The 9,329-nt window shown below is 65.5% G+C and carries 6 protein-coding genes and 1 other RNA gene; 1 reads left to right on the forward strand and 6 read right to left on the reverse strand.

Annotated features, from left to right (window positions below; genetic code table 11):
• From dnaX to VMI09_00310, 6 genes are all read right to left on the reverse strand, one after another.
• A partial coding sequence (gene dnaX, locus VMI09_00285; GenBank protein ID HTQ23102.1) for a DNA polymerase III subunit gamma/tau occupies positions 1-476 on the reverse strand: 476 nt, incomplete at its 3' end.
• Between the two features lie 56 nt (positions 477-532).
• Positions 533-631, reverse strand: an RNA gene (ffs, locus tag VMI09_00290) — signal recognition particle sRNA small type.
• A gap of 99 nt (positions 632-730) precedes the next feature.
• Positions 731-2,764, reverse strand: a complete 2,034-nt coding sequence (locus tag VMI09_00295) for a carbon starvation CstA family protein (GenBank protein HTQ23103.1) — start codon at positions 2,762-2,764, stop codon at positions 731-733.
• A gap of 192 nt (positions 2,765-2,956) precedes the next feature.
• On the reverse strand, positions 2,957-3,172 hold the full coding sequence (tatA, locus tag VMI09_00300) for a twin-arginine translocase TatA/TatE family subunit (GenBank protein HTQ23104.1): 216 nt from the start codon (positions 3,170-3,172) through the stop codon (positions 2,957-2,959).
• 120 nt (positions 3,173-3,292) lie between these two features.
• Complete coding sequence (locus VMI09_00305) at positions 3,293-4,780, reverse strand: sigma-54 dependent transcriptional regulator (protein ID HTQ23105.1); 1,488 nt, start codon at positions 4,778-4,780, stop codon at positions 3,293-3,295.
• Positions 4,777-6,525, reverse strand: coding sequence for an ATP-binding protein (locus tag VMI09_00310; GenBank protein HTQ23106.1), 1,749 nt, complete (start codon positions 6,523-6,525; stop codon positions 4,777-4,779). The genes VMI09_00305 and VMI09_00310 overlap by 4 nt, the downstream gene beginning before the upstream one ends.
• A gap of 352 nt (positions 6,526-6,877) precedes the next feature.
• Here VMI09_00310 and VMI09_00315 point away from each other — a divergent pair, with 352 nt between their 5' ends.
• Positions 6,878-9,328, forward strand: a complete 2,451-nt coding sequence (locus VMI09_00315) for a glycosyltransferase (protein ID HTQ23107.1) — start codon at positions 6,878-6,880, stop codon at positions 9,326-9,328.
• Position 9,329: the final 1 nt, after the last annotated feature.

Raw genomic sequence — 9,329 nt, forward strand, 5'->3', positions numbered from 1 at the left:
AGGATGAACTTGACGTGCGCCGGCGGCTCTTCCAGCGTCTTCAGCAGCGCGTTGAAGGCCTGGTCGGTGAGCTGATGGGCTTCGTCGATGATGTAGATCTTGAAGCGGTCGCGCGCCGGCCGGTAGCTCAGGTTCTCGATAATGGCGCGGGCGTCGTCGATCTTGCGGTAGGTTGCGCCGTCGATTTCGACCACGTCGAGCGCGCGCCCTGCGCGAATCTCGATGCAGGCGGCGCACTCGCCGCACGGATCGGGGGTCGGCCCCTTTTCGCAGTTGAGGCAGCGGGCGAGGATGCGCGCGGCGGTGGTTTTGCCGACGCCGCGGATGCCGGTGAACAGGAAGGCGTGGGCGATCCGGCCGCTTTGCAGGGCCTGACTGAGCGTGCGGGTTACGTGTTCCTGGCCGACCAGCTGGGCAAAGCGGTCGGGGCGCCATTTGCGCGCCAACACCAGGTGCGACGACGGATCGGAAGCCATCAGCGATAACCGGCCATCGAGCGACTACGGAAAAAGCGGCATTCTGCCCGCCGAGTGATAGCTAGGCTCCCCTGCGGCACAGGGTGTCAACCGGTGCCGTTGCTTCCTTCCGGACCTGGCGGGGTTCGCGGTCTTCCCTTGCGCAGGACCCAGCTATCATCGACGGGCAGCCCCTTCGCGGCCAGCCGCTGAGTCTCCAATTAAATTCCCATCGCGCGGGCCATGCAACCATACGACCCTCGGCGATGTGTACATCACGCAGCGACGGGCTCGGCCGGCGCTCCGGCGCGCCGTGCAAGCGTGAGCCGGAGCCAGACGCGCGCCGAGTCGGTAAGAATCACGATCACGACCGCAATAAAGATGAAAGTCATCGCGGTGTCGATCCGATCGTTCCAGACCAGGCGTGTGATCGTTGCCGAGCGCGCGGCGCTGGTCGTGGGCAGTGCCTGCTCGGCCGCGAGTTGCGCGGCGTGAGCGAGAAAACCGACGTTGGGCGCGGAACTGAAGATTTTCTCCAGCCCGGCCGTCATCGTGACCGACACCAGCCAGCAAAGCGGAGTCAGCGTGACCCAGGCGTAGCGGCTCTTGCCCTGGCGCATCATCGCCGAAGTTGCGACGCAGAGCGCGATCGTCGCCAGCATCTGGTTCGCGATCCCGAACAGCGGCCATAGTGAATTGATGCCGCCCAGCGGATCGATCGTGCCGAAGTAGAGAAAATAACCCCACGCCGCGACGATCAACGCCGAGGTCGCTACGATGTTCAGGTACGAGCCGGCGTCGCCGAGCGACGGGTGGACCTGGCCGAGCAGGTCCTGGAGCATGAATCGCGCGACGCGTGTGCCGGCGTCGAGCGTGCTCAGGATAAACAGCGCCTCAAACATGATCGCAAAGTGGTACCAGAGCGCGATTACCGCGCCGCCACCGAGCGAATGCGCGAAGATATGCGCCATCCCGACCGCCAGCGATGGCGCGCCGCCAGTGCGCGCGTAGAGCGTTTGCTCGCCGATCGAGGCCGCGAGCGCGCGCATCTCCTGGTCGGTGATGGCGAAGCCCCACGCCGAAATCTTTTCGCAGGCGGCGATCCCCGTGCCGACCACGCCGGCCGGCGCGTTGACCGCGAAGTAGATGCCGGGCTTGATGATAATCGCCGCGATCATCGCCATCACGGCCACGAACGACTCCATCAGCATGCATCCGTAACCCACCATCCGCGCATCGCCCTCGCGCTCGAGCATCTTGGGCGTGGTGCCCGAGGCGATCAGCGAATGGAAGCCCGAGATCGCGCCGCAGGCGACCGTGATGAAGGCGAAGGGGAAAACCTTGCCCCCGAAAACCGGCCCGCTGCCGTCGGTAAAGCGGGTCAGCGCGGGCATCAGGGTCGGCGGATGCATCGCGACGATCCCGGCCGCCAGCGCGAGGATCGTGCCGATCTTGATGAAGGCCGAAAGATAGTCGCGCGGCGCGAGCAACAGCCATATCGGCAGCACTGAAGCCATGAAACCGTACGCGATGATCCATACCGCGAGATGCGGTGCGTCCATCGCGAAGTAGTGGCCCCAGCTGAACCCCTCGACGTAGCGTCCGCCGAGCACCGCCGCCGCGATCAGCGCGACGCCGAGCACCGACGCCTCGAGGATTCGGCCGGGGCGCAAATACGTCATGTATATGCCGACCAGCATCGCGATCGGCACGGTCGCGGCGACGGTCGAGGTCGCCCACGTGCTCTGCTTCATCGCGTTGATCACCACCAGGCCGAGGACGGCGATCAGGATGACCATGATCAGCAGCACTCCGCCGAGCGCCACGAGGCCGCCGACCGGGCCGATCTCGTCACGCGCCATCTTGCCGAGCGAGCGGCCGTCACGCTTGAGCGAGTAGCCGAGGATTACGAAATCCTGCACGCATCCGCCGAGCACCGCGCCGATTACGATCCAGAGCGTGGACGGCAGGTACCCGAATTGCGCCGCGAGCACCGGGCCGACCAGCGGGCCGGGACCCGCGATGGCGGCAAAGTGATGGCCGAAGGTGATCCAGCGCGGCGTCGGCACGTAGTCACGGCCGTTGTTAAGGCGGACGGCGGGTGTCGGATGTGAATCGTCGAGTTCGAGCACCCGGCGGGCGATGAATCCCGAATAGAAGCGGTAGCCGACGGCATAGACACAGACCGCGGCGATCACGAACCAAAGCGCGCTCGGACGATCCTCGCCGCGCGCGAGCGCGATATAGGCAAGGCCGCCCGCGCCCAACGCGGCCACCGCGGCCCAGATAAGGATTCGTGATGCCTTCAAGACTACGCCGTCCTCGGTGCCGCCGCGCCGCCGGGTTTTCCCGGGCGGCCAAGCGATTGCGCCCGCGCTCCTGGAAATCGGGGGGCGCACGACTATGGCTGATGCTTTAGGAGAGACCGGCCGCGCTTTGCAAGCGCTTTCCGAGGGTCGTCGAGCAAAGCCGTCCGCGAGGAGCGGACCGACTGATTCGGTTCAGGACGGCTTGACCGGAGTTGCTTCGACCGGGGGTTTGGTCTCGGCGGTCTTTTGCGCCTGCTGGCTTGACGGCTCGGGCTCGTTCATCGCGCGCTTGAAGTCCTTGATCGCCTTGCCGAGCGCGCCGCCCACGTCGCCGAGCTTACTCGGGCCGAAAATGATCAGGATGATCACCAGCAGAACCAACAAATGAGAAGGTGCGAAAATATCCATGGTCATCTCCGCACGGCGGGATCCGTGCCGTGCTGTCAAAAAGTCTATCGCGCGCCGACGCCGATTGCTACCAGCGGTTGGGGCGCGGCGCAAGTCCCGGCGGACGGCCTTCCCGCGCCGCTACCGGCCGGTTGGCGCGCTGCGCGCAGGAGTGGCCAATCGCGCCGCATCTTCGCCCGTGCCCACGCTTTCCAGCCGGTAGCGCTGGACCTTGCGGTACAGCGTTGAAAGGTGTATGCCCAGCGCCTCGGCGGCACGAACCTTGTCGCCCTGGACGCGCACCAGCACCCGCCGGATATGCTCTCGCTCGAGTTCTTCCAGCGTCATGCCGGCGCCGTCGCTCGAGGCCGGCGGCGCCGCCGACTTGTCGTTGAGCTTCTCCGGCAGGTCGTGGGCATGGATGACGTCAGTCTCGGCCAGGATAGCGGCGCGCTCGACGCTGTTTTCGAGTTCGCGCACGTTGCCCGGCCACGCATAGCCGACCATCACGCGCATCGCGCCCTTGGAAAAGCGCATCGATGAACGCCCGAGCTGCTTCTCATACTTGCGCAGGAAATGGTTGGCGAGCAGCGGAATGTCGTCGCGGCGCTCGCGCAGCGCGGGCAGGGCGATATTGATCACGTTGATGCGGTAGAGCAGCTCCTCACGGAAGCGGCCCTCCTTGGCTTCGCGCTCGAGGTCGCGATTGGTCGCGCAAATAACCCGCACGTCGAAGCTCACCGGATCGTTGGAGCCGAGCGGGTAGCATTCGCGCTCCTGGAAGGCGCGCAGCAGCTTGACCTGCAGCGCAAGCGGCATCTCGCCGATCTCGTCGAAGAGCATCGTGCCCTTGTCCGCCGCCTTGAGCAGGCCCACCTTGTCCTGCGCAGCTCCGGTGAACGCGCCGCGCTTGTAACCGAAGAGTTCGCTCTCGAGCAGATTCTCGGGCAGCGCGCCACAGTTGATCGGGAGGAAGCGGGCGTGTGCGCGCTCGGAGCTGAAATGCAGCGCGCGTGCCACCAGCTCCTTGCCGGTGCCCGATTCGCCCGTGATGAGCACGCTCGAGTCGGTACGCGCGACCTTCTCCATGACGCGGAAGACCTGCTCGATCGCGTCGCTTTTGCCGATGATGTTTTCGAAGCGATACTTCTCGCGCAGCTCGCGGCGCAGGAAGCGGTTTTCCTGGAACAGCGCCTTTTGCGCCAGCGCGTTGCGCACCACGGCCTTGAGATGGTCGTTGGCGAAAGGCTTGGTGATGTAATCGTAGGCGCCCTCGTGGAGCGCGTGCACGGCGGACTCGACGCTCGGGTAGGCGGTCACGATGATGCCCATCACTTCAGAGTCGAGCGCGCGCACGCGGCTCAGGAGATCGAGGCCGCTGCCGCCGCCCAGGTTGACGTCGATTATCGCGAGGTCGATCTTTTCGCGCTCGAAGATGCCGAGCGCGACCTCGGCGGCGTGCGCCTCGAAGACCGTGTAGCCCTCGCTGCGCAAGAGCTGCGCGATGATCGAGCGCATCAGGTCTTCGTCTTCGACCACCAGCACGTGGTACGGGCCGCGCTGGGGGGCGGGCGCCGGGCGCTCGTGACCGGCGAGGGTGTCGGGGATCAACGGGTCGGTTTCGTTCATGACACCGGAACTTCAGCCGCGGCCGTCTCGCATTCGTAGGTGGGCAGACAGATCGTGACCGTGGTGCCCTTGCCAATCTCGCTGTCGATACGGATGGTGCCCTGGTTGGCCAGGATGATGCGCTGGCAGAGCGACAGTCCCAGGCCCACGCCCGCGCCGGCCGGCTTGGTGGTGAAGAACGGATCGAAGACGCGACTTAGATGCTCGGGCGGGATTCCGATGCCGTTATCGATCACGCGCATCAACACTTTCTTGACGTGGGCGGCGCCGTCGCGAGCGGCCGGATGATTTTCGGTCACGATGCGGATGGAGCCGCCGCGATGCTGGCTTGCGTCGGCGGCGTTGAAGATCAGGTTGATCAGCACCTGCTGGATCTCATTGCCGTCGGCGAAGGCGTGCTTCAGATCGGCGCCTAGTTGAGGATCGAAAGTGACACCCTGGAAGCGGCTGTTGTAGGCGACCAGGCGCAGGGTCTCGCGTACCTGGTCGTTCAGATCGAAGCGGCTGCGCTGCGATGCCGAGGGCCGTGCGAAATTCACCAGGTCCTTGAGCGTGGTCGAGATGCGCGTGATCTGCGCGAGGATCGTGTGCAAAGAGGTACGCCGCGCGAGGTCGGTCTCTTCCGGCAGCAGCGACTGCACCAGCGAGGAGATCGAGCCGAGCGGGTTGTTGACCTCGTGCGCCACGCCGGCGGCGAAGGTGCCGGCGGCGGCGAGACGTTCGGTCCGCAGCAGTTCGTCGAGCATCTCGCGCCGCTGGGTCACGTCGTGCAGGATCATGTGCACGAACTGCACATTGCCGAACGAGATCAGCGCCGAGTTGACGTCAAAGTAGCGCCCGGCTTCCGGCCAATCGCGAATCTGGTCGGAGCCGTCGCGCACGACCTTTTCGACGTGGCGCAGGATGTGCGGAATGTCCTCGGGCGGACCAAGCTCGGTCAGCTTGCGCCCCACCAGCGGCTTCTCTGCGTGATCCGGCACGAGCTGGTACATCGCTTCGGCCGCGGCGTTGGCGCCCTGCACGATCCAGGTATGGGGCTCGATCTCGTACATCGGGTCTGGCGCGTGGTCGATCGTCGTGCGGTACTTTTCTTCGGAGATGCGGAGCGCATGCTCGCGCGATTCGATATAGAACTGAGAAACCATCAGGCGCCGCTCGTCGATCGCGGCGACCACCGCCTCGCGCGCCCGCTCCATCCGCAGCCCTTTGAGCGACGAGCGCACGTGCTTGAGAATTATCTGCTTGAGCGCGATGTGCAGGACGTTGAACTCCGACGGCCTCACCCGCGAAAGCATCCCCTCCTGGCAATGCCGGCGCAGATAGACATAAGTGTCGAGATTGTCGCGATCACGCAGGTTGTCAACGAACCGGACCAGCGCGTTGGCGCAGTCCTGCGCTATGTGCGGGTACTTGTGCTTCGAGCGCTCGTCGAGCATCCCGAGAATCGCGGCAGTCCATTGCTCGACCATCCGTTGAAAGTGGCGGTCGATTACTTCGGCGGCCGCGCGCCGCGAACGCTGGCTCTCCGGTCCGCGGCGGTAGTCCGCGCCAAAGAGCGCTGATAGCGCGAGCTCGATCGTGTGGAGTTGGGCGCGGATCGCAGTCAGCTCTTCCGGTGTGGCCTGTATCTGCGTGTCGTTTGCGAAGTGGTGCGCGCCGGCCGCCTTGCTCTTGTCGGTGGCAGCAGTGCTCTTATGGCAGGCAGTCCTGCGTCCGCCGACGGAGGTCCTGCGCTTTTCAGGCATAGCGCTCTTTGAGGAGCGATCGTTTTTGTTCGGATGTTGCTCCACGCGGCTACCAACCGATCGAGTTATAACACCGCCAAAATCCGCCTTCTAGGAGCCGGCCGGCTTCCTGCGAGCCGCAAAAAGCACGATGCAGGATTCGCCCGGTCGCAAAAGGGTTAGCCAACATCCCAATACGTTGGCCTTCATCTATCTGCGCGTCGCCAAAAGCCTAGACTGTGCGAGGGTTTTTCTGATGGCACGGCTTTGGCACTAGCGCGATACCGTGCTACAAGACGAACCCTCTCGCCCGGCTATCCTTGCGCAGGGGAAATTCTTCTCCCGCGCTGGTCACAAGTTTTTTCTCAAGGCGATGCGTCTTGCCGACGTCGAGCCCCGGCTGGACCTGAACCGGCGGCTCGTGCTCAGGCATCGCCTCCAGGTTTTGCAGGAAACCCATACCACGGCCCTGGTGCTGCGCGACGAACAGGCAGATGCCGTCCTCGACCTCGCCACCTACACCGGCCTCCACGCGCTAATCGAGATTACCGTCAAGCCCGAAGACCTGCTCGAATCCGTCCGCGTGCGCGAGACCGCCGCCCGGATCTCCCGCACGGTCAACATCTGGCGCAACCATCCCGCGCTCATAGGATACCTGATCGACTGCCCCTTCGCGCCCGAGCGGCTGAGGATGATGGGGGTCGAGCGGCTGCGGCGCGCGCTTGACCGGTTGTACCGCCAAATCCACCTGCGCGACAGCCGCGCGCTGGTCGCGTTGAAGCATCGCGCGTCCACGATCGCGCTGGCGACGGCCGGCGAGGATTTTCTCTATGCAGAGGCCGGCGGCCTTACGCCCGCCGAGCTCACGCGCTTCGTCGTCGCGCTGCACAATCTGGCGATGGCGCGGCCGGTCGTGATCGAATTTCCCCAGGCGCTAGCGGGCCAGGGCCTCGAACAGGACGAGCTGGTAGCCGCGACATTCGGCGTCGGAGCGGCAGGCGTGGTGGCGCCGCCGCTGGTGCGCCCGCCGGTCGCCGACCTGCTGGCGATGCGCCCGCTGCGGGCCGACGAGGCAAGCCCGTTCGTCTCGCTCAACGGGACCTGTCCGCCGCATCCGCCGCGCACCCCGATGGTGTCGGTCGTGATCTGCGCCTACAACGCCGAGCGCACGATGCTGCCGTGCCTGGAGTCGCTGCGCCGGCTTAAGTACCCCAACTACGAAATCGTAATCGTCGACGACGGCTCGCGCGATCGCACGGCCGAAATCGCGATGGAATTCCCGGAGTTCCGGCTGATCCGCCAGCCCAACAAGGGCTTGAGCGTTGCGCGCAACGTGGGACTTTATGCGGCGCGCGGCGACATTATCGCCTATACCGACTCGGACTGTGTCGTCGATCCCGACTGGCTGACCCTGATGGTGCGCACGATGGTCGAGGGCGGCTTCGACGGCTGCGGCGGCCCCAACTATGCGCCGCATGAGGAGGGACGAGTCGAAGGATGCGTCGCAGCCGCGCCGGGCGCGCCGTGCCACGTGCTGGTGGCCGACGATCGCGCCGAGCATCTGGCCGGATGCAATATGGTCTTCACCAAAGCAGCGCTGCTGACGGTGGGCGGCTTCGATGCGCAATTCACTTCGGCCGGCGACGACGTTGATATCTGCTGGCGCATCCTGGACGCGGGTTTCACGCTCGGCTACTGCCCGGCGGCCTTTGTCTGGCATTTTCGCCGCAACACCGTGAAGGCGTACTACGGTCAGCAGCGCGGTTACGGCCGCGCCGAGGCCGCGCTTTATCTGAAATATCCCGAGCGCTTCAACGGGCTTGGCCAAATCAAATGGCGCGGCACGATTCCCGGCCTCGCGGCAACCGTGCCCGGCGCGCTGCGCCGCCGTATCGGATGGACGCGGGCGGCCGGCGCTCCGCAGAGCGTGAGCGACGAGATCCCGGGAATCCTGAACTTTCTCCCGCAGACGCTCGAATGGAACCTGGTGTTCGCCGCGGCGGCGCTTTTCAGCTGGTTTGCCGGATTTACGGTGCTGCCCGCGCTGGCGATGCTTTCGCTCGGCGTGGTATGGGCACTTTACTACGCGCGCAAGGCCCCGCTCGAGAAATGTCACGATTCGCCGGGCGCGCGGCTCTTCGTCGCGTTCCTCGCGTGGAGTGGACCGATGGTGCGTACGTGGACCAGATGGAAGATGCGGATGCGCACGCTCGGCTTCGCCAACGAAACTCAGCCGCGTCAGCGCCCGGCGCTGCGATGGCTGCGCCGCAGCTTCCATCTCTCGTACTGGAACGAGGCCTGGACGACCCGCGAAACCCTGCTTGAGCGCATGGCGCGCCACTTCTCGCGCGCGGGTCTCGCGGCGACGCACGATCCCGGATGGAACGATTTCGATCTCGAGGTTCGGCCCGACCCGTGGACGCGCTTGCGCTTCAAGACCGCAGACGAGGAGCACGAGGCCGCGCGGCTGAAGAATCACATCGCCGTGCGGGTCAGGATGAGCCGGCTTACGCTCGCAGGCCTCGCGATCGGCGTGGGCGGGGCGGTGCTATGCGCCGCGCTGGGCCATTCCTTAATGGCAGCGGTGCTGACCGCGCTGACCATGGCGGGTGCGATGTGCGCGGTGAGCCAGGCCGTCGAATCGGGAAGGCTCGCCTACCAGGTGGTCGAACAGTGCGCGCACGAACTTAACCTGATTCCGCTTGGCAAGCCGACCGCCGCGGCGCGCCGCGCGGCGGCGACGGCGGCAGCGGCCAGCGCGGCGGCGGAACCGATCGCGTCGTCGGCCAAGCTGTTTGCCGACAACCGGACGGCGTCGGACTAGG

Source organism: Candidatus Binataceae bacterium, assembly GCA_035500095.1.
Taxonomy (GTDB): Bacteria; Desulfobacterota; Binatia; order Binatales; family Binataceae; genus JAKAVN01.